Annotated in this window: 2 protein-coding genes; both read left to right on the top strand. The window is 66.0% G+C overall.

What is annotated here, in order from left to right; translation table 11 throughout:
- Positions 1 to 198 (top strand): peptidoglycan-binding protein (locus tag MOV75_RS37625; protein WP_247007938.1); only part of this gene is annotated, 198 nt, incomplete at its 5' end.
- Positions 199 to 367: 169 nt separating this feature from the next.
- Positions 368 to 1,544 (top strand): DUF459 domain-containing protein (locus MOV75_RS37620; RefSeq protein WP_247007936.1); only part of this gene is annotated, 1,177 nt, incomplete at its 3' end.

Below are 1,544 nucleotides of genomic sequence, written 5' to 3'. Positions count from 1 at the left end.
CAGGAGCGCGAGCTGTCGCGCACCGAGCGGCTGGAACTGCAGCAGCTGCTGGCCCAGCGCGGCTTCTACAAGGGCACCCCGGACGGCCAGTTCGGCGGCCAGACAAGGGAAGCGCTGCGTAACTTCCAGGCCTCGGTCGGCGTGCCCGCCGACGGCTTTGCCTCCTCCGACGTGCTGGATCGGCTGCGCGGGCGGTAAAATCGCCCCGAAAGTAACCCTGAACAGGGATTTTGGCAGGTAGCCTTGACGGAGGCGGCTGTTCCCCGGTGTATGGGGCAAGAATCTGCAACGGAATTTGCCTGTTTGGCGCCCGATTCCGTTATTATATTAAGCCGCTTCCGATCCCCGTTGCGCTGCCCGAGATCGCATGTCGAAAAAGTCCCTGTTCAAGGCGCTGACCGAGACCGGCCCGTTGATCGCGCTGGGGACGGCGCTTGCGATTCTGGTCTCGGTCGCGGGGCCTGCCTCGGCGCAGTTCTTCAACTTCCCCGGCTTCGGCGGCCCGCCGCAGCGCTCTGCACCACCGCCACAACGGGGCGGAGGTGGAGGTGGCGGCGGCTGGTTCGGCGGCGACTTCTTTGCACCATTCCAGCAGCAACAGCCGCAGGCACCTCGCCAGGATTTTTCGCGCGCGCCGGCGCCTGCGAAACGCGACACCATCCCTGAGAAGAACGTGCTGGTGATCGGCGACGCCATGGCCGACTGGCTCGCCTACGGTTTGGAAGACGCCTACACCGAGCAGCCCGACATGGGCGTGATCCGCAAGCACAAGACCGCGTCCGGCCTGATCAAGTACCAGCCGAAGGGTGAGCCCTCGGATTGGGCGGCAGCGGCCAGGGGCATCCTCGAGACCGAGAAGCCTGACGTCATCGTCGTCATGCTCGGCCTCAACGACCGCGCCGCGATCCGCGAGCCTGTCGCCGACAAGTCGGACAAGGCCACGGATAAAGACAAGGACAAGAAGAACGACAAGGGCGCGCGCGCCAAGCAACCGGCCAAGCCCGGCGAGCCCAAACCCGGTACCGATGCCGCCGCCAAGCCCGACGACAAGCCTGCCGATGCCGACCTGCCGCAGGATGATGCCGACAACGCCGATGCGCCTGTGGCCGCGCCCGAAAAGACGGCCCGCAATCCGAACGGCCTCTACGAATTCCGCGACGATCGCTGGGTCGAGCTCTACGGCAAGAAGATCGAGGAACTGGCAGGTGTCCTCAAGGCCAAGGGCGTGCCGGTGCTCTGGGTCGGTCTTCCCGCCATCCGCGGGCAGAAGGGCACGGCGGACATGCTGTTCCTGGATTCGCTCTATCGCGAAGGCGCGGCCAAGGCCGGCATTACCTATGTCGACGTCTGGGACGGCTTTGTCGACGAGGCCGGCCGCTTCCTCCAGAAGGGGCCTGACTTCGAAGGCCAGATCCGTCAGCTCCGCAGCTCCGACGGCGTCTTTTTCACCAAACCCGGCGCGCGCAAGCTGGCGCACTATGTCGAGCGCGAGATCACGCGCCTGCTTGCGGGACGCTCGGGCCCGATCGCGCTGCCGAGCGAGC

This window comes from Bradyrhizobium sp. PRIMUS42 (genome assembly GCF_023006515.1).
In the GTDB taxonomy this organism is placed as follows: domain Bacteria; phylum Pseudomonadota; class Alphaproteobacteria; order Rhizobiales; family Xanthobacteraceae; genus Bradyrhizobium.
This window is presented reverse-complemented; position numbering and strand designations above follow the sequence as displayed.